Genomic DNA, 22,724 nt, shown 5'->3' on the forward strand with positions numbered 1-22,724 from the left:
CCGTCGGGTTGTTCGGTTGAGGACCATCACGTCCGGGGAGACACAGGCACGCGTCGGATCGGTTGTATCCGCCTTGTTGGCCGGATATTTGACCTCGAGTGAACTTGAGGTCGCAGCATGGTCGTCGGTGCCGGGAAATTCAGATGCCCCGCCCGGCGTTGCTTTGTAACCTCGAAGGCTGGCATCGAGAAAGTTGGGGGTTGTGATGGAAGAGGCGGAGCAACCGAGCTCGGCCTATCGATCTCTCCGGCGCCTCGGCCGTTACGCGAGGCCGTGGCGCCGTTACCTGATCCTCGCGATGGTCGCCACGATCTGCGCGATGGCAGCGGGACTGACGATCCCGCTGATGATCCAGAGCATCCTGGACGGTCCGATCGCACGGGGCGAGACGACCGGGTTGCTCTGGCCGGTCGCGGGAGTGGCGTTGCTCGGTCTCACGGAGGCCGGGCTTTTCTATTGCCGCCGCAAGATGCTCGCCCGGCCGACCACGGGGATCGAGGCGCGGATGCGCAGCGACCTCTACGCGCACCTGCAGCGGCTGCCGGTCTCGTTCCACGACCGCTGGCAGTCCGGGCAACTGCTGTCGCGAGCGGTGGCCGACCTGTCCACTATCCGCGGTTTCTTCGCTTTCGTCGCGATTTTCCTCGTCGTCAACAGCCTCACCCTGATCGGCGGGCTGACCGTGCTGTTCACGCTGGACTTCTGGCTCGGGCTGACCGTGCTGGTCTCGACACTGCCGCTGATCGCGATCTCCACGGTGTTCGAGCGGAAGTACAAGGTGACCGCCCGGCTCGCCCAGGACCAGGACGGCGACCTGGCGACCACGGTCGAGGAGTCCGCGCTGGGCATCCGCGTGCTCAAGGCGTTCGGCCGCGGCCCGCACCTGGCACGCCGATTCCTCGGCCAAGCCAAGCTGTTGCGCGGCACGGAACTGCGCAAAGCGCGGATCCTGTCGCTGCTGTGGGGCGCGATCGTGCTCCTGCCGGAGGCAGGCATCGCGGGCCAGCTGTTGGTCGGCACGTCCGGGATCGTCGACGGCACGATGACCGTCGGTACGTTGGTCGCCGCGGTGACCGTGGCGGCGTACCTGCGGTGGCCGACGGACTCGATCGGCTGGCTGCTCGCCGAGACCAACCAGACAGCCGCGGCCACGGACCGGTACTTCGAGGCGTTGGACGCGCCGGTCACCGTCGCCGACCCGGCCGACCCGAAACCGCCCGCGACCCCGGCGCGGGGACTGCTGCGGTTCGACAACGTCCACTTCAGACACGCCGAGGGCGGCGCGGAGATCCTGCGCGGGGTGGACCTGGAGGTCCGGCCGGGCGAGACCGTGGCACTGGTCGGCGCGACGGGCACCGGCAAGACCACGCTCACCGCGCTGGTCGCGCGTCTTGCCGACGTGACCGAAGGCCGGATCACGATCGACGGCGTGAACATCGCCGACCTGCGCCTGGCGGACCTGCGGACCCTGGTGTCGATGGCGTTCGAGGAACCCGTGCTGTTCTCCGCCAGTGTGCGCGAGAACATCGCGCTCGGCTCGACGGACGCGACCGACGAGCAGGTCTGGGAGGCCTTGCGGATCGCACAGGCGGACAAGTTCGTCGACCTGTTGCCGTGGGGGCTGGACACCCGGATCGGCGAGCAGGGCCTGTCGTTGTCCGGCGGGCAGCGGCAACGGCTCGCGCTGGCCCGTGCGATCGTCGCCCACCCGGAGATACTGGTACTGGACGACCCGCTGTCCGCTTTGGACGTCCACACCGAGGCGGAGGTCGAGCGCGCGCTGCGTGAGGTCCTGTCCGGGGTGACCGCGCTCGTCGTGGCGCACCGGCCGAGCACGGTCCAGCTCGCCGACCGGGTCGCGATGCTGGCCGACGGCCGGATCGCCGCGGTCGGCTCGCACTCGGAACTCCTGGCGACCAACCAGGCGTACCGGAAGTTGTTGTCCACGTTGGAAGACGAAGCCGAGGAGGTGAAGGCATGAGCAACGACGACGCGTGGCGCGGGGTGGCCGCCGAGGAGGTCGGCGAGCTCGACGCGGTGGTCGGCGCCAAGCTGCAGGCCCGCTCGCGCAGGCTGCTCGGTTCGCTCATCCGCCCGCACCTCTGGGTGTCGTCGGCCGCGCTGGTGCTCGTGGTCCTGCAGAACCTGGCGTCGCTGGCGGGCCCGCTGCTGATCGCCGCGGCGATCGACAGCGGGATCCCGGCCGCGCTCAAGGGCGACACCGGCATCCTGGCCTGGTGCATCGGCGGGTACGCGTTCAGCGCGGTCGCCAACTCCGTGCTGCTGTTCGCGTTCCTGCGGCTGTCCGCCCGGATCAGCCAGGACGTGCTGCTCGACCTGCGGGAGCGGCTGTTCCGGCACGTGCAGCGGCTGTCCTTGTCGTTCCACGAGTCCTACACGTCCGGCAAGGTCATCTCCCGGCTGACCGCGGACATGGAGTCGATCGGCAAGCTGCTCCGAGACGGCCTGGACAATATGCTCAACGCGTTGTTGTCGCTGGCCTTCATCGGGACGCTGCTGCTGATCCTCGACGTGCGACTGGCGTTGGTCGTGATGGCCGGGTTCATCCCCCTTGTGCTGGTGCTGCGCTGGTTCCGGCGCACCTCCGGCCGGGCGTACCGCAGGACTCGGGGCGCGATCGCCAAGGTGATCGTCCAGTTCGTCGAGACGATGAACGGAATCCGCGCGGTGCAGGCGTTCCGCCGGGAGCGCCGCAACGAGTCGATCATGGAGACCGAGAACACCAGCTACCGCGACGCCAACTACTCGGCGATCAACGCGGTCGCGGTGTTCGCGGCGAGCGTGCGGTTCATCGGCAACCTCTCGCTGGCGATCGTGCTGGGCGTCGGCGCGTGGCGGGTCACCGGCGGCAGCATGGAGCTCGGCGTGCTGACCGCGTTCACGCTGTACCTGCGCCGCTTCTACGACCCGCTGGACGAACTGGCGCAGGTGGCGAACTCGTACGCGTCGGCCAGCGCGGCGCTGGAGAAGATCTCCGGTGTCCTCCAGGAGCGGCCGACGGTCGTCGAGCCGGAGAACCCGAAGCCGTTGCCGCCGGGCGGGGCGATCGAGTTCGAGCGGGTCGAGTTCCGCTACAGCGACCAGGGCCCGGTCGTGCTGCCCGAGTTCGACCTGACCATCCCGGCCGGGCAGACGGTGGCGCTGGTCGGCGCGACCGGGGCGGGCAAGTCCACGATCGCGAAGCTGGTCGCCCGGTTCTACGACCCGGCGGCCGGATCCGTCCGGCTGTCCGGTATGGACCTGCGGGACGTCGCCGACGAGGACCTGCGGTCGAAGGTGGTCATGGTGACCCAGGAGAACTTCCTGTTCTCCGGGTCGGTCGCGGACAACATCGCCCTCGGCAGGCCGACGGCCACGCGGGGCGAGATCGAGTCGGCGGCCGCGGCGGTCGGCGCTCACGAGTTCATCGCGGCGCTGCCGGACGGCTACGACACCGACGTGCGCAAGCGCGGCGGACGGCTTTCCGCAGGTCAACGCCAGCTGGTGGCGTTCGCGCGGGCGTTCCTGGCCGACCCGGCCGTGCTCGTGCTCGACGAGGCCACGTCGAGCCTGGACGTCCCCGGTGAGCGTGCGGTGCAGGCAGCGCTGGAGACCGTGCTGACCGACCGGACGGCGTTGATCATCGCGCACCGGCTGTCGACCGTGCTGATCGCCGACCGCGTGCTGGTGGTCGAGGGCGGCCGGATCGTGGAGGACGGCTCGCCCGCGGACCTGGTCGCCGAGGGCAGGGGCGAGTTCGCGGCCCTGCACCAGGCCTGGCTGGCGTCCCTGGCCTGAGAGACAGGTGCGGCGGGGCACCCCCCGAGGTACCCCGCCGCCTGGCTCCTTGTGAGCGGGCTACTTGCCCAGCTTGTCCTTCACCTTGTCCGCGATTCCGCCGACCGTGTCCTTGACGTCTTCGACAGCGTCCTGGAACTTCGCCTTGAGCTGGTCGGCCTTGCCCTCCTGGGCCAACTCCTCGTCGCCGGTCGCCTTGCCCGCGACTTCCTTGGCCTTCCCGGTGATCTTGTCGTCCAGTGCCATGGCTGTCCTCCCTTGGGGTCGCTGTCGTCTTTCGACGTGTGCCCAGTCAGGACCCCCGTGCGACACGACTGTCACGCCCGATCGGGGAGTAATCCGGGTGACCGTGCTCACCCGGACAGATGATGGCATCCGCGTGACGTTTCGGTGCGAACGGTGTCTGGGCATCTGTGAGGGCATGTCGGAGGAGGAACGCGAGCGGATGGTGACGCAGGCCGAGACCGTCCTGGACGACGCCACACTGGTGGCGCGGTCGCGGGACGGGGACATGCAGTCCTACGAGGCTCTCGTCCGCCGCTACCAGGGGCCGATGTACCGGCTCGCGCTGCGCATGCTCGGCAGCAGCGGCGACGCCGAGGACGCGGTCCAGGAGGTCTTCCTCATCGTGTGGCGCAAGCTGCCGCAGTTGCAGGAGGACCGCGCCTTCGTCGGCTGGCTGTACCGGACCACCACCAACCGCTGTCTGAACGTGATCCGCGCACGGCGGCCGCAGGCCGACGTGGAACTGGACGAGCACGAGTCGACCAACACGCGGACGCGGCCGGAGCACGCGGCGGAAGTAAGCGAGCAGATGGCCGCGTTGGGTCAAGCCTTGACGGAACTCACCCCTGAACAAAGAGCCTGCTGGCTGCTGAGAGAGGTACACGGGCGGTCGTACGACGAGATCGCGCAGACACTCGGCACCACGACGCAAGCGGTGCGCGGGCGAATAGCCCGTGCTCGCGCGCAACTGGCGGAGGTGATGGCGCCATGGCGATGAACGACGCGGACTACATGCTGCCGTGCGGGCGAGACGTGGAGACCGTGTGGGACCGGCTGACCACTGTGGACGCCGGAGCCGCCGACGAGCACGACCTGTCCTGCCCGCACTGCGCCGCGACCCGCGACAGCCTGTGCGCACTGCGCTCGGCGGTCGACGAGCTGGCCGCCGAGACAGTCGAACCGCCCAGCGACCTGGTCGGACGGATCATGTCCGCGGTCCGCGCCGACTCCCGGCGGCGCGACATGCTGCCGTTGCCCAGCCAGGCCCCGAACGAGGCCCGGATCAGTGCGCAGGCGATCGCCTCGGTGCTGCGGTTCGCCGCCGACACGGTCGAGGGAGTTCGGGCACGCCGGTGCAAGGTCCGCCAATCCGGCTCCCCGGACAGCATCGAAGTCGAACTGAGCATCGCTGTCAGCTACCGCGGTTTGGCCGCGGGCGCGTACGACCTGGTCCGCGAGCGGGTGGCGAACGCGGTGGCCGCGCGGATCGGCGTGCGGTTGAGCAGGCTGGACATCGTTGTGGCGGACGTGTTCGACGCGTGAAAGGGGAGTGTGCGTGTTCGAGAGCGTTGTGTCGGGCTCGGTGGTCGCCGCGGTCGCGGTGAACGCGGCCGATGGCGTGCCCGGTGTGCGCGTGCAACCCGGCCTTGGCGACCTCGCGGGCTCCGTGGCGCGGATGGCCCGCCAGCGTGTGAAAGGTCTCGACCCGGCGCCCACCGAGGGTGTCCGGGTGCGGTTCGCGGCGGACGGCAGCGCGGCCATCGAGGTCGACGTTGCCGTCTCCGGCCAGGACCAGGCCGCCGTCACGGCACGGCTGGTCCAGGACGCCGTCACCGGCGCCGTGTGCACCGCGACTGGTCTGGCGGTGTCCTCGGTGCTGGTCACCATCCTCGACATCGACGTGCCAAGGCGGACATCGTGAGCCCGAAGGACGACGTGACGCGAGCGGTGCTGACCGCACTGAACAAAGTGGACGGCCTGCGGCCGTCGACGCCGTCGACCACGCCCGTGGCGTCGTGGGTGCCGTGGGACTGGGACACCCTGGCCGTCGAGGTCAGCGAAGACGTTGTCCGGGTTCAGGTTGTGGCGACGCGGCTGCCGCTGCCCGCGTTGCTCGGCAAGGCCAACGCGGTGATCCGCCCTGTGCTCGTCGCGACCGATTGGGCGAGCGCACGGCTGGAGATCGTGGTCACCGATGTCGACCGCGCTGCCTTCAAACGCGACAGTCGTCACAGCAGCGGGCCGTGACGAACGAACTACAGCCGGGTCTTACCGATGTGCCAGTCCGGAGGCCGCACCGGCCCCGACGAGAACGGGAGACGAGTAGCAATGACGAACCCCACAGCCGAGAAGACGCCGTCGACCCAGAAGAACCAGGGCACGGAGCCGGGCAACGCGCTCACCAAGCGCGCTGGCGGCCTGCAGACCGAGGACGGCAACACCGCCATCGCCGACGTCGTGGTGCAGAAGATCGCGGGTCTCGCGACGCGTGAGGTCAGTGGCGTGCACGCCCTCGGTGGCGGCACCGCGCGGATGCTCGGCGCGATCCGCGACCGCATCCCCGGCGCGTCGGCGAGCGTCGGCCAGGGCGTGTCGGTCGAGGTGGGCGAGAAGCAGGCAGCCGTGGACCTCGAGATCGTCGTCGAGTACGGCGTGGCCATCAACGACCTGGCCAGGACCGTGCGCCGCAACGTGATCACCGCGATCGAGCAGATCACCGGCCTCGAGGTGGTCGAGGTCAACATCAACGTCAACGACATCCACCTGCCCGGCGACGACGAGGGCAGCGAACCCGAGACCAGCCGCGTCCAGTGAGCCGACCGGGGAGCCGCTGCCCGGCGTGGCGGCTCCCGGCGCTCCCCCCCAGTAAGGAGAAATCCATGAGTGGCACGACGTTGGGCCTGCTCACCGGGCTCGCTCTCGGATTGGCCGCCGCGTTCGGCGGTTTCACCGCGTTCCTGCTGGTCGTCGTGTTCGGCACGCTCGGGCTGCTGGCCGGGCGCGTCGCGGACGGCAAGCTGGACCTCGCCCAGCTGCTCGGCCGGGACAGGGACTGAGCATGACCGCCGCAGTGCTACCCGATCTGGTCGATCGGGGCCGGACCACCGTGGCTGACCGCGTCGTTGCCCGTGTCGCACAGGCGGCCGCCGCGGAAGACCCGGATGTGGTGTCGGCCAAGACGAACGCCAAGGTCGCCGGGACGACGACCGCGCTCGACATCCGCGTCGGCCTGCGGTACCCCGCGCCGGTCGGCGCCGCGACCGAACGACTGCGCGGCCACCTGATCGAGCGGGTCGAACAGCTGACCGGCATGACCGTGTCGCAAGTGGACATAGCGGTCACCGCGTTGACATCCGACCGCAAGGAGCACCGGAGGGTGCAATGATCCGAAGGCCTCGCCGCGGTCTGCCCGCCGTGCTGACCGCTGTGGTGTTGCTTGGCGTGTGTGTCGTCGTCGCCGTGTCGGCGGTCCAGCTGCTGCTCGACGAGCCGCCGTTGGTCAGCTACGACGCCGTGGCCACCCGGATTCACCAGACACAGTGGACTGACCTGGTGCCCGCGATCGCCGGTGGCGCCGTGGCGCTGATCGGTCTGCTGCTGGTGCTGTCCGCTGTCGTCCCCGGCAGATCACGCATCCTGGGGCTCGCGCCGGACGACAGCACGACGGACGCCGCGATCTCCCGGACGAGCCTCCGCACGGCGCTGCGGGACGCCGCCAAGGTCGACGGCGTCACCAACGCTGTGGTCAAGGTGCGCAGGGCCCGTGTGCGCACGGTCGTTCGCACCGACAGGACCGTCACCGACGGCCTCGCCGACGCCGTCCGCGCCGCCGTCGAACAGCGCCTCGACCACGTCGGTCTGGCCAGGCAACACCAGCTCACCGTGAAGGTGAAGGCACCGAGGAGCGAGTCATGACCAGCCTCAACCGCCCGGCCAGGCTGAACAGGTCCGTGCTGGCGTTGTGCGGGCTGGTTCTGCTGGCCGCGGGCGGCTTCGCCGTCACCGCGTACTTCATGCGGTGGTCCAGGCCACTCGTTCCCGGCACAGCGCTGCCACCGACGTGGGTGTTGGTCGTGGCGGCAGGCGGCGCGGTGGTCCTCGGCCTGTTGTGTGTCGGCTGGCTGGTCGCGCAGCTCAACCGCAAGCCGAAAACCACCACATGGCAACTGGGCAGCACGTCCGGGCGCGGCCGCACGACGCTGCCCGGCACTGTCGCCGTGCAACCGTTCACCGACGAGGTCGGCGGCTATCCCGAAGTCCGTTCGGTCGACGCCCGGATGACCGGCAGACCGGCATCTCCGCTGCTCGTCCTGCTGATCCGCGTCAACCAGGACGCCGACCTCGGCGAGGTCCGCCGCAGGATCAACGACGAAGGACTGCCCAGGCTGCGCGAGGCGCTCGAACTGCCGGAACTCCCGGCCCGCGTCGAATTCCGCTGCACGGCCAAAACCGGCCCCCGGATCCGGTGAGCGGGTCCTCAGAGCAGGACGAAGACCATCGCGACCCAGCCGAGCGCGAGACCGGCCGCGACACCGAGCGCGACCCACCGCCAGATCAGCACCCGGCGGGCCAGCCAGATCGACGGCGCGAGCCCGGCCGTCACCACGACGTTCGCCCCCAGCGCCAGCAACGCGCTGGTGTCGCTCAACGTGATAGCCAACGTCAGCACGGCCGACAGCGTCACGACCGCCAGCAACGCGCTGACGGTCAGTCCTGTGAGCCACGGCGTCGGCTCCGGTTGAGGCGTCTGCCGTTGGGGCGCGGGCGCGGCGTCCACGAACAGGACTTCGCCGGTCAGCGGATCGTGGTACCGCACAGGGGTCTCCAGAACCGACGACAGCCGGTCGGCCAGCTGCATTCCGCGCCGCGAAACCAGCACGGCGGCGGAGGCGTCCTCGGGCGCGTCCGTGCGCTGCATCGCGGCCACGACCTGGGCCCACTCGGTCAACGAGATGATCAAGTCGTCCGGCACGTCGAGCACCCGGGGGTCGACGACCCCTTCATCCGGCGCGACGAGTTCCGCTCGCTCGCCGTTCGTGCGCAGTTCCACCGGCACAGCTAACCAGGCCCCAGCGCGTAGAAGGCAACAGCACCTGCTGTTGCTATGTTCAGCGAGTCCACACCGCCTGACATGGGGATGCGTACGGCGTGGTCGGCCGCGTCGATCGCCTCATCGGTCAGGCCCGGCCCTTCCGAACCCAGCAGCACGGCCGCCTTGCCCTCGGTGCTGACATCCGACAGCGGCACGGAGTCCGGCCTCGGTGTCAGCGCGAGCACCTGGAACCCGTTGTCCCGCAGGTACTTCAACGCACCCGGCCACTCCGTCACGGTGGTGAACGGCACCGCGAGCACGTGCCCCATCGACACCCGCACGCTGCGCCGGTACAGCGGATCACTGCACCCTGGTCCGAGCACGACACCGCCGAAGCCGAGCGCGGCCACGTTGCGGAACAGCGAGCCGAGGTTCTCGTGATCGCCGACGCCTTCCAGGACAACGAGCCTCTTCAGCCCGGCGAGGTCGGCCAGCTCCCACGGCCTGGCCCGGTCCGCGACCGCGAGCACGCCGCGGTTGAGGTGGAACCCGACGACTTCGGCCATCACGTCGGCTGATGTGACGTATGCCGGAACCGCACTGTCCACTTCGGCGTCCAGCTCGTCGATCCGCCGCAGCACCCCGAGCAGGGCCCGCACCGGGTACGGCGAGGCGAGCAGGCGCCGGACGACGACCACGCCCTCCGCGATGACCAGGCCCTTCCCGCCGGGCCGGTCCGGCCTGCGGTCGGCCGTGGTGAGGTCGCGGAAGTCGTCCAGTCGCGGATCTGCCGGATCTGTTATCCGGATCACGTCGGCCACGTGCCGATCTTCCCATGGTTGGTACTCCCGCCTGACGGGAGACCCTGCCTTGACCGAAGGCCCTGCTACAGCGGAGCGTTATCCGAGGGTGACTGACAGCACCGATTTGGCCGCTAGCGATTCCGTTGGTTGCTGTGTCAACGTTGGATTTCCCGCTGGTGACGCCGAGCCGAGCGAAGGGGAGGCGGCATGGGAGTCCACGTGACGACCGGGGCCCGTACCCGTGAGGATCGTCAACGATACCGCCGGAAAATCAAGCAGTGTCTCGACGCGCTCGCGGCGATGCTCAACAGCGAGACGTTCGCGTTCCACCGCAGGCACATGGGCCTGGAAATCGAGCTCAACCTCATCGACGACCGGCTGGCTCCGGCGATGACCAACACCGTCGTGCTCGAGAAGATCAACGATCCGGACTTCACACTGGAACTGGGCCAGCACAACCTCGAGCTCAACGTGCGGCCGCGACCGCTGGACGGCAACGGCGCGGTGGAGCTGGAGCAGGACATCAGGGCTTCGTTGACCAGAGCCAACTCCAAGGCGCACGACGCGGGCGCCGACCTGGTCACGATCGGCATCCTTCCCACGATCCGGGAAGAGCATTTCGACGCCCGTTGGCTTTCCCCCCACGGCCGCTACCGGATGCTCAACGAGCGCATCTTCGCCGCGCGCGGCGAGGAGATGCTGTTGAACATGGAGGGCGACCCGATGCCCGGCCAGGCGCCGGACCGGCTGCGCTGCTACGTCGAGTCAATCCTCCCGGAGGCCGCGTGCACGTCGGCGCAACTGCACCTGCAAGTCGCACCCGAGGACTTCGCCGCGCACTGGAACGCGGCGCAATGCCTGGCCGGACCGCAGGTCGCGCTCGCGGCCAACTCACCTTTCCTGCTGGGCAAGGCGCTCTGGCACGAGACCAGGATTCCGCTGTTCGAGCAGGCGACCGACACCCGTTCGGAGGAGCTCAAGAACCAGGGCGTACGACCGAGAGTGTGGTTCGGCGAGCGGTGGATCACGTCGATCTTCGACCTCTTCGAGGAGAACGTCCGGTACTTCCCCGGCCTGCTGCCCGAGATCGAGGACGAGGACCCGATGGCCGAGCTGGCCGAGGGCCGTGCGCCCACATTGCGGGAACTGCGGCTGCACAACGGAACCGTGTGGCGGTGGAACCGGCCGGTGTACGACGTGGTCGACGGCGCGCCGCACCTGCGCGTGGAGAACCGGGTCCTGCCCGCCGGACCGACTGTCGTCGATCTGGTCGCCAACGCCGCGTTCTTCTACGGCGCACAGCGCGCACTGGTCAACGAGGACCGTCCACTCTGGACTCAGATGTCGTTCCAGGCCGCCGAGGAGAACCTGTACTCGGCGGCGCGGCACGGACTCGGTGCCCAGCTGTACTGGCCGGGCATCGGCTGGATCCCGCCGGACGAGCTCGTGTTGCGCAGGCTGCTTCCCATGGCACACGAGGGTTTGCGCGACTGCGGCGTCTCGGACACCGCACGGGAGCGGTACCTGGACATCATCGAGCAACGCTGCGTCGCCCGGCGCAACGGCGCCTCGTGGCAACGCGAGACCGTGGCCAGGATGGAGCAGCGCGGGATGAGCAGGGACCGGGCGCTGGTCGGCATGTTGCGCGCGTACATCGAGTTGATGCACACCGGTGAGCCTGTACACACGTGGCCGGTCGGCTAATCTGACAGGATGCCGAAAATCCTCGGCGAGTCGCTCGCCGAGCATCGTTCGCAGGTGCGCACGAAGGTGTTCGACGCGATGCGCACGCTGCTGTACACGCGCGGCTTCGACGCGATCACGCTGTCCGGTGTGGCCTCCGCCGCCGGGGTCGGCCGGACGGCGATCTACAACCACTTCCCCGACCGGGAGTCGCTGCTCGTCGCGTTCGTCGAGCACGAGACCGCGCAGTACGTGGTGCGGCTGCGCGAGGCGCTCGCCGCGGTGGCGGACCCGGTCGAGGCGTTGTCGATCTTCGTCCGAATGCAACTGCGGGTGTTGGCCGGACGGCACACGCCGCCCGGCGCGAAGCTCAACGCGTTGCTCTCGCCGGAGGCCTACCAGCGGATGGCCGAGCACGTCGACCCGATCACGGCCGAGTTGAGGTCGATCCTGACCAGGGGGATCGCCGCCGGGCAGATGATCGACGAGGACGTCGACGTGGTGATCACGATGGTCACCGCGAGCCTGGCATCGCGCGAGGTCGTCGACGCCGGGCCGGAGCTCGACGACACGATCGAGACCGCGGTGCGCTTCATCCTGCGAGCTGTGGGAGTTAGGGTGGCCTAACCGGGAGAGATCGCCTATCCTTTTCTGACAGCTGTGTCAGAAAAGGAGACGGACGTATGAGCCCGACCTTCGCGGAAACCCTTCGAGCTGCGACGCTGCCTGTCCACGACCAGGCAAACCACTCGCCGTACATCTCGGCGCTGCTCGGTGGAGAACTGTCAGTCGACGCGTTCGCCGACCTGGCCGGCCAGCTGTACTTCGTCTACTCCGCACTGGAGGACACCGCCGAGCAGGTGCGCGAGGACCCGATCGCGGGCAGGTTCGTGTTCCCCGAGCTCTACCGCAGGGCGGCGCTGCGCGAGGACATGGCGTTCTACTTCGGCCCGTCGTGGGAGTCGGTGGTCAAGCCGCTGCCCGCGACCGCGGCGTACTGCGAACGCATCCGCGAAGCGGGAACGTCCTGGTCAGGCGGGTTCGTGGCGCACCACTACACGCGCTACCTCGGTGACATCGCGGGCGGCCAGATCATCCGGCACAAGCTGAAGAACCTGCACGGCATCACCGGGCCGGGCTCGATGTTCTACGTGTTCGACCAGATCCCGAGCGCGCCGAAGTTCCGCGACAACTACCGGGAACTGCTCAACACGGCGCCGTGGGACGCGCAGGAGCGCAGGAACTTCATCATGGAGAGCGTCCGGGCGTACGAGCTCAACGTCGGCCTGTTCGCCGCCCTTGCCGAGGACATGCCCAGGTATTCCATGTCCTGAGTTGACGCTTCTCACCTTGGGCCGGTCCGGCGTCGGCCTTCTGTTGCGAGTAGGTTGCAAGTACCAAATACTTGTGTCACCTATCCGTGAGGGAGGGCCGATGGCCCAGTACGTCCTGCCGGACCTGGACTACGACTACGGCGACCTCGAACCGGCCATCATCGGCGAGATCAACGAGCTGCACCACGGCAAGCACCACGCCGCGTACGTCAAGGGCGCCAACGACACGATCGAGAAGATCGACGAGGCGCGTGACAAGGGCGACTTCGGCTCGATCGTCGGCCTGGAGACCACGCTGGCGTTCAACCTGGCCGGGCACTCGCTGCACCAGGTCTGGTGGAAGAACCTGAGCCCGAACGGCGGCGACAAGCCGACCGGCGAGCTGGCGGCCGCGATCGACGAGTTCTTCGGCTCGTTCGACAAGCTGCGCGCCCAGCTCAACGCGGCGGCCACCACGATCCAGGGCTCCGGCTGGGGCATCCTGTCGTGGGACCCGGTCGGCCAGCGGTTGCTCACCCAGCAGCTCAAGGACCACCACGCGAACCTCTCCATCGCCACGACGCCGCTGCTGGCGTTCGACGTGTGGGAGCACGCGTACTACCTGCAGTACCGCAACGTGAAGGCGGACTACATCAACGCGCTCTGGAATGTCGTCAACTGGGAGGACGTCAACCAGCGCTTCGTCGACGCCCGCAACGGGCTGAACGGCCTGCGCGTGCCCCAGGCCTGACCAGACAGGCCTGATTTTCCAGACCTGGCGGCGGATGCTCCGACAAGCGAAGCTGCCACACGGGTGAAAGCCCCCGGCTCAGCACGGCCGGGGGCTTTCGCCGTCCCCACCCCTCGTGAGTGGTCAGGCGGGTTCCATCCGGCGAAAACACTCACGACATAGAGGAGAGCCCCGGTCGGCGGACCGGGGCTCTCACTGTTCCCGAACTGACTGCCGCTCCCACCACGAAGCGGACGTGTATGAGGTTAGCCTACCCTCACTTCGTCCGCAACAGCCGTCTGCGCGACATACCCCGTACGAGTGATCGCCAGCAGCCTTGCCTCAGGTCAGGACGCCCCATGTCCTGTTAGGTCTCTTCCGGATCGCGCCCGCCAGCGCAGGATCGTCCACAGCACCAGCACGGCCACAACGGACACCGCACCGCCGAAGAAGAACGTGGTCCGGCCACCGAACTGGTCGGCGAGCCAGCCCGACATGGGCCCGGCGATCGGGTTGCCGCCGAGGAACACCAGCATGTACAGGCCCATCACACGACCGCGCATCTCCTGGTCCACCGACATCTGCACGGTGGTGTTCGCCGTGTTCATGAACGTCATCAGCACGAGACCCACCGGGATCAGGGCGAGCGCGAACGACAGGTACGTCGGCATCAGGCCCGCGCCGATCTCCAGCACCCCGAACAGCAGCGCGGAACCGAACACCATCCGCATCTTCGGTGTGCCCCGCACGCTGCGGCGAGCCGCGAGCAACGCGCCCGCGAGCGTGCCGACCGCGAGCATCGTGGACAACAGTCCGTAGCCGTCGGCTTCCTTGTGGAAGACGTTCGCGGCCATGATCGCCAGCGTGGTGAAGAACGTGATGCCGAACGTGCTCACGCAGAACACCAGGGTCATCACGACCACCAGGTCCGGGCGGCCGCGCACGTAACGCAGGCCCTCCCGCAACTGCCCCTTCCTGCGCGGCACCGCCGGGCCCCTGTGCAGTTCGGACGGTCGCATCATCAGCAGACCGGTGATCACCGCGACCGTGGTCACCGCGTTGATCATGAAGACCGTGCCCGTACCGACCCAGATGATCAGCAGGCCGGCCAGTGCCGGGCCGACCACGCGGGCCAGGTTGAACGACGACGAGTTCAGCGCGACGGCGTTGGTGATCTGCGAGACGCCGACCATCTCGCTGGTGAACGACTGCCGGACCGGTGTCTCCAGCGCGACGAAACAACCGAACACGAAGCACAGCACGTACACGTGCCAGATCTGCACCAGGCCGGAGATGTCCAGCACACCGAGGACCACGGCACAGCCCGCCATCGCGGACTGCAACGCGATCAGCAGCTTGCGCTTGTCGAGCCGGTCGGCGAGGACACCGGCGTAGAGGGAAAGCAGGAGCGTCGGCGCGAACTGGAGCGCGGCCGCGACGCCGAGCGCGACGGGGTTGTTGCCGGTGAGGGTGAAGACCAGCCAGTCCTGGGCGATCCGGTTCATCCAGGTACCGACGTTGGAGATGATCTGGCCGGAGAAGAACAACCGGTAGTTGCGGATCCGCAAGGACGCGAAGGTGCCTTGCCTGGGCTGCTCCGGCGGTGGGGGTAGGTCTGAGTCGAAGGTCTCGTTCTTCTTCTCTCGGGTCCCACCCGCGCCGGTCAGCACGTCTTTATTGCCCCGCCATCCTGTCGATGATCTCGGCCGCGCGCAGCAGCGTGGCCCGCTCGGTCTCGTCCAGTTCGGACAGTCGGGCGTGCAGCCACGCCTCGCGCGCGGCGACATCCGCCTCGATGTAGCCGAGCCCCCGCTCGGTCAGCTCGACGATCACTTGCCTGCCGTCGTTGGGGTGGGCCCGTTTGCGGATGTAGCCCATGTCCTCCAGCGCGGCGATCACCCTCGTCATCGAGGGCGGCTGGACGCCTTCCCGCGCCGCCAGTTCGCCTGGCGTCATGGAGCCGCACTTGTGCAGGCTCGACAGCGCCGAGACCTGGCTCAACGTGACCGACTCGGTTGTCCGTTGCGCCCGAAGCCTGCGGTTGAGCCGCATCACCGCCAGCCGGAGTCGGCTGGTCAGCGAGTGGTCATCGGCAGCACCGGACACATAGTTAGCATACCTCATGAATTGCGGATCGAGTCGAATGTCACGCAACGTCACCCGATGGCGCTCTGGATCGGGCCGACCGCGAAGAACGCGACGAAGGCCGCCGCGATCACCCACAGCAACGGGTGCACAGTCCTCGCCCGGCCGGAGACGATCCGCAGGACGACGAAGCTGATGAACCCCGCGCCGATGCCGTTGGCGATCGAGTACGTGAACGGCATGACCACGATGGTCAGGAACGCGGGCAGCGCCAAGGAGAAGTCGGTGAAGTCGATCTCCTTGATCTGCGCCATCATCAGCACACCGACGATCACCAGCGCCGGAGCGGCGGCCTCGACCGGCACGACCCGGTACAGCGGCGTGAAGAACATCGCGGCGATGAACAGCAGGCCCGTGACCACGTTCGCCAGCCCGGTCCGCGCGCCCTCGGCGATCCCGGACGCCGACTCGATGTAGACCGTGTTGGAGCTGCTCGACGCCGCACCACCGGCGACAGCGCCGACCGAGTCGATGAACAGCGCCTTGCCCACCCCGGGCAGCTGCCCGTCCTTGCCGATCAGCCCGGCTTCCTTGCCCAGGCCGGTCATCGAGCCGACCGAGTCGAAGAAGTCGGTGAGGATCAACGTGAACAGCAGCAGGCACAGGGTCAGCGCGGGCACCCGGCTCCACGCGCCGAACGAGAACTCCCCGAGCAGCGACAGGTCCGGCAGCCCGGCGACCTGGTCGGGCATCGCGGGGTAGCCGAGGCTCCAGCCCTTGGGGTTCACGCCCTGTGACGGACCGGCCTTGACGATAGCCTCCAGCACGATCGCGAAGACCGTCGAGCACAGGACACCGATCAGGATGGCGCCCTTGACCCGTTTGACCACCAGGACCCCGGTGACGAGCAGGCCGACGCAGAACACCAGCGTGGGCCACGACGCGATCGACCCGGAGATGCCGAGCCCGACGGGGACAGTCGTATTGGCTGCGTCCGGGATCCGCCGCACGAACCCGGCGTCCACCAGGCCGATGAGCGTGATGAACAGACCGATGCCGACGGCGATCGCGGCCTTCAACGGCTGCGGCACAGCGTTGAACACGGCCGTGCGCACGCCTGTCAGCACAAGCACCATGACGACGAGGCCGTTCAGCACCACCAGGCCCATCGCCTCGGGCCACGTCATCTGCGGCGCCAGCGTCACCGCGAGGAAGCTGTTGATCCCGAGACCCGTCGCCAGTGCGAACGGGTAGTTGGCGACCACCCCGAACAGGATCGTCAGCACCCCGGCAACCAGCGCTGTCACGGCGGCGACCTGGGGAGAGGGCAGGACGTTGCCGAGCACGTCGCGGTGCGCGGACGGGCCATCGGCGGCGAAGGAGCCGATGATCAGCGGGTTCAGCACGACGATGTACGCCATCGTGACGAACGTGACCAGCCCACCTCTGATCTCCCTGCCGGTGGTGGAACCACGCTCGGTGATCTTGAAGAAGCGATCGATCCTGCTGGTGGCCATCGTCTCGCCCATCCACTCGGCGCCGGTGTTCGGCGGAAGAGTAACCCGCAGGTCAGAGCGGGGACTCACCCACACGGCCGCGCTGCGCGTAATAGGTTCTCGCGCCCGGAGGGGGAAGTGCCGGGCCAGGTAGCCTGCACGGTGTGGAGTCCACTCAGGAAACCGGCAAGTCGCTCCCGCCGCCGCCACCCCCACCGGCGCGGCTGGTCGACCTGTTCCGGATCGTCATCGTCGGCGAAGTCGTCTGGCTCGGCATCCTGGTGGTCGCCCTGTTCACCGGCCCGAGCATCCTGGCATGGACCGCGCTCACGGGTGCGGCACTCGGCGGAATCGGCATGGCCATCATGACCTGGCAGCGATCAGCCGTCCGGCGCGGCTCGAAAACAGCCCAGCAGGGTCTTTAGTTCTCCGGCTCGATCGCGATGAGCAACTCACCCATCGTGGACGAGGGGTTGTCGTCGGGAAACACAGTCTGGTTGCGCTCGTGGCGCCGGGTCAGCCGGTCCGCACGGTTCATCGCCGCTTTCCGCAGAGGCATGTACAACTGCGGGTCGATCCGCTTGCCCGCACGCTTGTCCAGCGCACGGCTCTTCTTCTCGGCATCGGACGTGGTCAGGAAGGCGGCATGATCCTTGTGATGCAGGATCAGCCACAGCTCGAAGCACGGACATCGGGTAGCGCACCGAATCTGCCGTGCAGGTAGGCCTTTTCCAGGTTCTGCGACTTCCGGACCCGCTCACCGGCGAACTCCGCCAACGCGCCTAGCCTCGTCGCGCCGTCGTTCTTCTCGGTCAGCCAGACCTCGTCCCGGTTGAGGTGGTTGAGCAGACTCGTGTCATGCGAGGTGAAGATCAGCTGAGCGCCCTTGGGGTTTGTCTCCGGGGCATGGAACAGCCTGATCAACTGTGCGGACAGAACGGGGTGCAGGCTGGCATCCAGCTCGTCGAGCACCAACACCGAGCCCAATTCCAACGCGGTGAGAACGTGCCCGATCAGCTTGAACCAGGTGCGGGTTCCTTCCGATTCCGCTGCGAAGTCAAACGGCACTTCTTCGGTGCCCGCCTGGTGCACAAGACGCACCCGCCGCTCGCCCTCGTGCTGGTCGATCGAAATTCCGCTTATGCCGAGATCCGCCAGTCGCAGCATCGACAGCACCTTGGACTGGCCATCCATGTCGGACTGGATAGTGCGCCAGTACAGGTCGGTCAAACCGAAAACCCCCGATGGACGCAGTCGGCGGGACCGCATCCCGATCAACTCGTCGGCGAAGTTCGACACAAGCGGTTCATCGAACCTCCGCGCTGCGGAGAGCGTCTGTCGACACTTCGAGCGTCAGGACAGAACTGTTCGTGGGTCCGGGTCCTCCAGGATGGCGTGGATGACGTGCCGGTCGATCCAGCGGTCCGACGCCCACGCGAGTGCCCGGGCGAGGCCGTCGGGGGTGTCCTCGCAGTGGACGCGGTTCTGCCGGTCCACCCACCAGTGCACGCGCTGGTCGTTGGCTTTCAGCTCGTCGTGCACGATCACGCCTTCGAGGGGCAGGTCGAAGCCCAGCAGCTCCGCCGCCACGACCACCGCGCCCAACTCCGCCCACGGCACCAGGTCGCCGCCGGTCACGTCGCCAGCCGATTCCGAGGCCACGGGCAGGTCCAGCAGTTCCGCCAGGCCTTCCGCGGCGTCGTCGTCCAGTGCCGCCACGACCCGCGCCGGGGGCAGCACCGCCAGCAGCCAGGGGGCGTCGAGCACCACGCAGTCTTCGGCGTCCACCGCTTCGCCGGACAGGACGCGGACGTGTTCCGGTGCGTCGACCAGGGACACGTCCACCGATCCGGCCAGTGCCGCGTGGGCGCGCAGGGAAACCCCGTGTGGCACAGCGCGTTGTGCGTCGCCGAGGCGGTCGAGGAGATCCGCCGCGTCCGTGGCGTCCTTGATCTCCAGGTGGGTGCGGACTCCCGCCGCCGCTGCCAGGTCGTCGCCGAGGTCGAGGGGCAGCGGGTCGTAGAGGCCGATCAGGTCCGACGCGGACGCCGTTCGCCAGAAGCGGGGCGCGCGGCCTTCCAGCAGCGCGTAGCGGGAGATCCACCATGCCGTGTAGCCGCCCGGTTCACGCAACGCCTGCCAGGTCGCGGGTTCCATCGCCAGCAGGCGCAGGGCGTCCGGCCATTTGTCGTCCGCCACGAGGTCCAGGTCACGCACGGCCACCACGCGTTTCGGCTCTTCGCCGAAGGACCACCACTCTTCCTCGTCCGCGAGGTCGTGCTCCGGGCCGATCGGTTCCTCGTCGACGATCACCGCGAAGCCGGTCAGCACGCCCACCGCCGACAGCACGTCCGCCGACCAGCGTTCGGCGAAGTCCGGGTCGAGCAGGCCCAGTGGCGACTCCGGGTCGAGCACCTCCAGGAACCGGGACCCCGGCAACGCCAGCTCGTCCGCCGCGCGCCAGTCACCGGCGGAATCCGGCAGCGCCAACGACTTCAGCCACGGACGGCCACCCGCCTGGCTGACCAGGCCGAGTACGGCGTGTGCGAGGCCGGAGACGATCAGACCGGCCGAGGCGTCGGCGACGCTGCGTTCCACCGCTTCCTGCAACGAATCCAGCACCTCGGCCGCACCCGCGTGCCGGGCACCGAGGCGTTCGAGCAACGGGTTGGCCGCTTCGGGGTGCACCAGCCGCAGGCCGGGAACGTCCAGGTCGGACAGGAACTCCGGCTCGTCGGCGAGCAACGTCCCCCGTGGGCCGGGCAGCGTGCGGCCGTCCACCAACGGGACCGGCAAGCCGCTGAGGTTCTCCCGGATCGCCGCGTCGTTCTCCGCGAACGGCAGCAGCGCCGCATAAACCTGTTGCCACCACGACGGTTCCTGCGAGATCCCGGTCAGCGCCGCGACGACCTCGGGAATGCGCAGCCGCGAGATCTCCAGCGACGCCAACGCGTGCGCGTGCTCCGGTTCCGCCAGCCACGCCGACGCCAGGTTCGGCACGACGTCGGACAGCAAGTCCGCCAACGAGTCCGACGGGACCTCGAGCACACGGGCCACGGCCGGGGTCAGCGACTCGGTCACGCCGGGCAGCCATGCCTGCGAACGCAGCTCGGCGATGATCAGGTCACGCAGCTGCGCGTCCACATCGGACCGGGGGAAGCCGGGAACCGGCACGAGCGCCGTGCGGTGCCGCTCGGCGATGCCGAAAACCAAAGCGGGGTAGATCTTCGCGGCCTCGGCCAGCACCTCGGCCACCGCGGCCGACGCCATCACCCTGCGCCGGGAAGCCTCGATCGGCAGGCTGGCGATCAGCCTGGCCGGCAGCGAAAGCCGTTCGTCGGTCGGTGTCGGCGCGTGCAGCACGTCCTCGGTCAGCGGCTGCGGCACACCCGCGTCCGTCACCGGGATCGCCCAGCAGATCAGCCACTCCGCGCTCGTCTCCATCCCGAGACCCGCGGTGTCCGACAGCTTCCCCGACGCGCGCCGCAGCATCCACCGGGTCGTGCCTTCCGGCCCGGTCAGGATCACCGTGTCACCGGAGTCGCTGCTGGTCCAACGCGACCCGTCGACCTCGATGGACGCCAAGCCGGGTAACGCCAGCAGCAGGTCGGGCGCCTGCGCGCGGAAGCCGGCCAGCAACGCGGCCTGGTCGACGTCCGCGCGCAACGGCAGCCGGACCTCGGTGTCGAAGCCGGCAGGCGGGACGGACTCCGTCGGCCAGACCAGGCGCAGCACCGGCACCTGGCCGGACCGCGCGGCCACGTGCCGCTGGATCTCGGGGATCTCCCTGGTGCGTTGCGCGGAGAACCGGACGGACCCGGTGGACGAGACGACCTCGGGCTCGTCGGTCACCGACAGGACCGCGGAGAACCCGACACCGAACTGGCCGACCGTGCCGAGGATGTCGCGCTTCGACGAGGCACGCAACGAGGCCAGCGCCGCGACACCGTCGGCGTCGAGTGCCGCGCCCGTGTTCGCCGCGCGCAGTTCGCCGTCCACGATCGTCAGACGCAGATGCCCGCCGAACCCGGCGGCGTCGGCCGCGTTCTGCGCCAGCTCGACCAGCAGGCGGTCGCGGTACGCGCCGAGCCGCAGGTCTTCCTCGGCGTTGGCGTCTTCACGGAACCGCGTGGGCGAGGCGCTCCAAGCTGCCAGCACTGCCTCGCGTAAGCGCTGGGTGCCGAACGGGTCGTTCACTCCGCTGATGCCCGCTCGACGTCGAGCAGCGAGTCGTCGTAGATCAGGTCCGCGACGAGCACCGGCGAGCCCTGTTCGATCCGCAGCTCGGAGTGCGCGCCGCAGCCGTACTGGACGTGCACGACGTGCCCGTCCGCCGGGGCGATCTCGTTGCCGCAGACACCGAACGCCGAACGCAGCGCGCCGGCGACCGGGAGGTAGAAGCCACAGGTGCCGCAGTGCTCCGGCGCGCTGCGGGCCATGTCGGAGCGTGGCCCGTACTCGCCGCTCTGCCAGCGGGACGCCGCGTCCAGCCGCGCCGGGCGGGACATCACCCGGACCCGGCCGAGTCCGGCCTCGAGCGCGACCTCCTCGACGGCTTCGTCGTCGGACTGCACGTACGCGGGCACGAGCCGCGGGTCGTCCGGGGCGGTCGGGAGCAGGTCGCCGACGCCGAGGTCGCCCGCCTGCACACGTTGCTGCCACGGCACCCACGCCGGAGCCACGAGCGCGTCGGGACCGGGCTCGAGCACGACCTCGCTGACCGTCACCTCGGTCCCCGGGCCGGAGTTGGCCACCGTGACGGCCCAGTGCCAGCCGCGGTAGCCGGGTTTGTCGGCTTCGAAGAGGTGTGTGACAGCGGCGTCGTCTTCCGGCCGCACGCCCACGTGTTTGCCGACCTCGTCACCGGCTTCCACGCGGGCAGCGGCGCGTGCGCGCTCGACTGCTCCTACAAGGGCAGCGTCTGGTTCCGGCGTCGTGCTCATCACGAAGATTGTGCACCACGTGTGTCACGCTTCCGCCGTGAAGGTGCTCCTTGTTCTCACGGCCTGCGTTTTGGTCGCATCGTGTGGCACAAGCGCTGCCCCCAACGCTGCCCCGAACGCTGGGCCGAACGCTGGGCCCGTGAAGATGCGCGCCGAGGTGCTGGCGGTCCTGCCGCACGACTCGACGGCGTTCACCCAGGGCCTGGAGCTGGACGGCGACCGGCTCATCGAAGGCACCGGCCTGGAGGGCGCGTCCAGCGTGCGCGTGGTCGACCCGAAGACCGCCGAGGTCAGGAGGAAGGTGGACCTGCCGTCCCCGATGTTCGGTGAGGGCGTGACCGTCGCCGGGTCGAAGATCTGGCAGCTGACCTGGCGGGACGGCGTCGCGTTCCAGCGCGACAAGCAGACGCTCGCCGAGGTCAGACGTGTGCCGTACAGCGGTGAGGGCTGGGGCGTCTGCCTTGACGGTCAGCGGCTGGTGATGAGCGACGGCTCGGACAAGCTGGCGTTCCGCGACCCGGAGACGTTCGACCAGGTCGGCGAGGTGCGGGTGCGGTCGGCCGGAGAGCCGGTCACCCTGCTGAACGAGCTGGAGTGCACGCCGGACGGTGTCTACGCGAACGTCTGGAAGACCGACACGATCGTGCGGATCGACCCCGCGTCCGGGAACGTCACGGCCACCGTCGACCTGACGGGTCTGCTGCCGCGGGAGGACCGCGCGGACGATGCCGTGCTCAACGGGATCGCGGCCGTGCGGGGCACGGGCGAGTTCCTGGTCACCGGCAAACTGTGGCCGAAGATGTTCCGGGTGAAGTTCGTCACGGCATCCTGAGTA

General features: G+C 68.8%; 27 protein-coding genes. 17 read left to right on the plus strand and 10 right to left on the minus strand.

Annotated features, from left to right (window positions below; genetic code table 11):
• The first annotated feature begins 205 nt into the window (after window positions 1-205).
• A complete protein-coding gene (locus tag ALI144C_RS28225) occupies window positions 206-1,981 on the plus strand; it encodes an ABC transporter ATP-binding protein (protein ID WP_076990212.1) in 1,776 nt (591 codons plus the stop codon).
• A complete protein-coding gene (locus tag ALI144C_RS28230; RefSeq protein ID WP_076990213.1) occupies window positions 1,978-3,798 on the plus strand; it encodes an ABC transporter ATP-binding protein in 1,821 nt (606 codons plus the stop codon). Before ALI144C_RS28225 ends, ALI144C_RS28230 begins: the two co-directional genes overlap by 4 nt.
• Window positions 3,799-3,858: 60 nt before the next feature.
• Here ALI144C_RS28230 and ALI144C_RS28235 read toward each other — a convergent pair whose 3' ends face one another.
• Window positions 3,859-4,044, minus strand: coding sequence for a CsbD family protein (locus ALI144C_RS28235; protein WP_076990214.1), 186 nt, complete (start codon window positions 4,042-4,044; stop codon window positions 3,859-3,861).
• A gap of 175 nt (window positions 4,045-4,219) precedes the next feature.
• Between ALI144C_RS28235 and ALI144C_RS28240 the strand changes: the two genes are divergently transcribed.
• The 9 genes from ALI144C_RS28240 to ALI144C_RS28275 all read left to right on the plus strand — a co-directional run bounded on the left by ALI144C_RS28240 (window position 4,220) and on the right by ALI144C_RS28275 (window position 8,273).
• Window positions 4,220-4,801 (plus strand): RNA polymerase sigma factor, encoded by a 582-nt coding sequence (locus tag ALI144C_RS28240; protein WP_076990215.1) that lies wholly within the window; start codon window positions 4,220-4,222, stop codon window positions 4,799-4,801.
• The gene (locus ALI144C_RS28245) at window positions 4,792-5,346 is read left to right on the plus strand and encodes a hypothetical protein (protein WP_076990216.1); all 555 of its coding nucleotides are present in this window, start codon (window positions 4,792-4,794) and stop codon (window positions 5,344-5,346) included. Before ALI144C_RS28240 ends, ALI144C_RS28245 begins: the two co-directional genes overlap by 10 nt.
• 13 nt (window positions 5,347-5,359) lie before the next feature.
• Window positions 5,360-5,725 carry an Asp23/Gls24 family envelope stress response protein gene (locus ALI144C_RS28250; protein ID WP_237774349.1) on the plus strand — a complete coding sequence of 122 codons (366 nt, stop codon included), beginning with the start codon at window positions 5,360-5,362 and terminating at the stop codon, window positions 5,723-5,725.
• Window positions 5,722-6,051, plus strand: coding sequence for a hypothetical protein (locus ALI144C_RS28255; RefSeq protein WP_076990218.1), 330 nt, complete (start codon window positions 5,722-5,724; stop codon window positions 6,049-6,051). The genes ALI144C_RS28250 and ALI144C_RS28255 overlap by 4 nt, the downstream gene beginning before the upstream one ends.
• Window positions 6,052-6,132: 81 nt before the next feature.
• Complete coding sequence (locus tag ALI144C_RS28260) at window positions 6,133-6,618, plus strand: Asp23/Gls24 family envelope stress response protein (protein ID WP_076990219.1); 486 nt, start codon at window positions 6,133-6,135, stop codon at window positions 6,616-6,618.
• Between the two features lie 65 nt (window positions 6,619-6,683).
• Window positions 6,684-6,860, plus strand: coding sequence for a hypothetical protein (locus ALI144C_RS55775; protein WP_168211367.1), 177 nt, complete (start codon window positions 6,684-6,686; stop codon window positions 6,858-6,860).
• A gap of 2 nt (window positions 6,861-6,862) precedes the next feature.
• A complete protein-coding gene (locus tag ALI144C_RS28265; protein ID WP_076990220.1) occupies window positions 6,863-7,189 on the plus strand; it encodes a hypothetical protein in 327 nt (108 codons plus the stop codon).
• Complete coding sequence (locus ALI144C_RS28270; protein WP_076990221.1) at window positions 7,186-7,719, plus strand: DUF6286 domain-containing protein; 534 nt, start codon at window positions 7,186-7,188, stop codon at window positions 7,717-7,719. Before ALI144C_RS28265 ends, ALI144C_RS28270 begins: the two co-directional genes overlap by 4 nt.
• On the plus strand, window positions 7,716-8,273 hold the full coding sequence (locus ALI144C_RS28275; protein WP_076990222.1) for a hypothetical protein: 558 nt from the start codon (window positions 7,716-7,718) through the stop codon (window positions 8,271-8,273). The genes ALI144C_RS28270 and ALI144C_RS28275 overlap by 4 nt, the downstream gene beginning before the upstream one ends.
• A gap of 8 nt (window positions 8,274-8,281) precedes the next feature.
• Here ALI144C_RS28275 and ALI144C_RS28280 read toward each other — a convergent pair whose 3' ends face one another.
• Window positions 8,282-8,854 (minus strand): DUF2537 domain-containing protein, encoded by a 573-nt coding sequence (locus tag ALI144C_RS28280; protein ID WP_076990507.1) that lies wholly within the window; start codon window positions 8,852-8,854, stop codon window positions 8,282-8,284.
• Window positions 8,855-8,862: 8 nt separating this feature from the next.
• Window positions 8,863-9,657 (minus strand): TrmH family RNA methyltransferase, encoded by a 795-nt coding sequence (locus tag ALI144C_RS28285; protein WP_076990223.1) that lies wholly within the window; start codon window positions 9,655-9,657, stop codon window positions 8,863-8,865.
• Between the two features lie 189 nt (window positions 9,658-9,846).
• On the opposite strand from ALI144C_RS28285, the gene ALI144C_RS28290 reads away from it, so the two are divergent.
• From ALI144C_RS28290 to ALI144C_RS28305, 4 genes are all read left to right on the plus strand, one after another.
• Window positions 9,847-11,343, plus strand: coding sequence for a glutamate--cysteine ligase (locus tag ALI144C_RS28290; protein ID WP_076990224.1), 1,497 nt, complete (start codon window positions 9,847-9,849; stop codon window positions 11,341-11,343).
• Window positions 11,344-11,352: 9 nt separating this feature from the next.
• Window positions 11,353-11,949 carry a TetR/AcrR family transcriptional regulator gene (locus ALI144C_RS28295; protein ID WP_076990225.1) on the plus strand — a complete coding sequence of 199 codons (597 nt, stop codon included), beginning with the start codon at window positions 11,353-11,355 and terminating at the stop codon, window positions 11,947-11,949.
• A gap of 56 nt (window positions 11,950-12,005) precedes the next feature.
• The gene (locus ALI144C_RS28300) at window positions 12,006-12,656 is read left to right on the plus strand and encodes a biliverdin-producing heme oxygenase (RefSeq protein ID WP_076990226.1); all 651 of its coding nucleotides are present in this window, start codon (window positions 12,006-12,008) and stop codon (window positions 12,654-12,656) included.
• A gap of 100 nt (window positions 12,657-12,756) precedes the next feature.
• Entirely contained in the window at window positions 12,757-13,386 is a 630-nt protein-coding gene (locus ALI144C_RS28305) for a superoxide dismutase (protein WP_076990227.1), read from the plus strand.
• A gap of 326 nt (window positions 13,387-13,712) precedes the next feature.
• Here the strand turns inward: ALI144C_RS28305 and ALI144C_RS28310 are convergent, their stop codons facing one another.
• From ALI144C_RS28310 to ALI144C_RS28320, 3 genes are read right to left on the minus strand one after another with little or no spacing between them, the layout of a single operon-like run.
• Window positions 13,713-15,035, minus strand: coding sequence for an MFS transporter (locus tag ALI144C_RS28310; RefSeq protein WP_076990228.1), 1,323 nt, complete (start codon window positions 15,033-15,035; stop codon window positions 13,713-13,715).
• Window positions 15,036-15,039: 4 nt separating this feature from the next.
• Entirely contained in the window at window positions 15,040-15,471 is a 432-nt protein-coding gene (locus ALI144C_RS28315) for a MarR family winged helix-turn-helix transcriptional regulator (protein ID WP_076990229.1), read from the minus strand.
• Window positions 15,472-15,521: 50 nt separating this feature from the next.
• Window positions 15,522-16,967 carry an NCS2 family permease gene (locus ALI144C_RS28320; RefSeq protein ID WP_237774350.1) on the minus strand — a complete coding sequence of 482 codons (1,446 nt, stop codon included), beginning with the start codon at window positions 16,965-16,967 and terminating at the stop codon, window positions 15,522-15,524.
• A 143-nt stretch (window positions 16,968-17,110) separates the two neighbouring features.
• Between ALI144C_RS28320 and ALI144C_RS28325 the strand changes: the two genes are divergently transcribed.
• On the plus strand, window positions 17,111-17,371 hold the full coding sequence (locus ALI144C_RS28325) for a DUF2530 domain-containing protein (RefSeq protein ID WP_076990231.1): 261 nt from the start codon (window positions 17,111-17,113) through the stop codon (window positions 17,369-17,371).
• Here ALI144C_RS28325 and ALI144C_RS28330 read toward each other — a convergent pair.
• The 4 genes from ALI144C_RS28330 to ALI144C_RS28345 form a co-directional block, all read right to left on the minus strand.
• Window positions 17,368-17,655, minus strand: a complete 288-nt coding sequence (locus tag ALI144C_RS28330; protein WP_083753453.1) for an RloB domain-containing protein — start codon at window positions 17,653-17,655, stop codon at window positions 17,368-17,370. The genes ALI144C_RS28325 and ALI144C_RS28330 overlap by 4 nt on opposite strands.
• Window positions 17,613-18,176: an AAA family ATPase gene (locus ALI144C_RS28335; RefSeq protein WP_237774351.1), complete on the minus strand. Its 564-nt coding sequence runs from the start codon at window positions 18,174-18,176 to the stop codon at window positions 17,613-17,615. The genes ALI144C_RS28330 and ALI144C_RS28335 overlap by 43 nt, the downstream gene beginning before the upstream one ends.
• A 123-nt stretch (window positions 18,177-18,299) precedes the next feature.
• The gene (locus ALI144C_RS28340; protein WP_441297577.1) at window positions 18,300-21,143 is read right to left on the minus strand and encodes a sacsin N-terminal ATP-binding-like domain-containing protein; all 2,844 of its coding nucleotides are present in this window, start codon (window positions 21,141-21,143) and stop codon (window positions 18,300-18,302) included.
• Window positions 21,140-21,889: a DUF3027 domain-containing protein gene (locus ALI144C_RS28345; protein ID WP_076990233.1), complete on the minus strand. Its 750-nt coding sequence runs from the start codon at window positions 21,887-21,889 to the stop codon at window positions 21,140-21,142. The genes ALI144C_RS28340 and ALI144C_RS28345 overlap by 4 nt, the downstream gene beginning before the upstream one ends.
• A 37-nt stretch (window positions 21,890-21,926) precedes the next feature.
• Here ALI144C_RS28345 and ALI144C_RS28350 point away from each other — a divergent pair, with 37 nt between their 5' ends.
• A complete protein-coding gene (locus ALI144C_RS28350; protein WP_076990234.1) occupies window positions 21,927-22,721 on the plus strand; it encodes a glutaminyl-peptide cyclotransferase in 795 nt (264 codons plus the stop codon).
• Window positions 22,722-22,724: the final 3 nt, after the last annotated feature.

This window comes from Actinosynnema sp. ALI-1.44 (assembly GCF_001984155.1).
Classification (GTDB): domain Bacteria; phylum Actinomycetota; class Actinomycetes; order Mycobacteriales; family Pseudonocardiaceae; genus Kibdelosporangium.